The organism is Ursidibacter sp. B-7004-1, assembly GCF_053654055.1.
Window position 1 is genome coordinate 1 of record NZ_JBSIUP010000100.1, and the last position, 324, is coordinate 324.

Genomic DNA, 324 nt, shown 5'->3' on the forward strand with positions numbered 1-324 from the left:
CCTGAATGGGAATTGTATAAAGAAATTTTAAACCAACGCAGACTTTATGAAGAGCAATCTCATAGACAGCAATGGCGAGCTTTATTCAAAGAACAGAAGGGAAAATGTGCGTTATGTCAAGGTATGATTACCAAAGAAACAGGGTGGCACGACCATCACATTACCTATAAAGTACTAGGTGGTTCAGATAGCTTAAGTAACCGATGTTTGGTACACCCAACGTGTCATACGAAAATTCACGCTTTAAATTTGAAAGTGGTGAAGCCGACTACAATGTAGTTAATAGAAAGGCTTGAGCTGTATGCAGAGAAATTTGCTTGTACA

General features: G+C 38.6%; 1 protein-coding gene. It reads left to right on the plus strand.

Annotated features, from left to right (window positions below):
• Positions 1-279 (plus strand): HNH endonuclease (locus ACWIW0_RS11400; protein ID WP_454453409.1); only part of this gene is annotated, 279 nt, incomplete at its 5' end.
• Positions 280-324 lie beyond the last annotated feature (45 nt).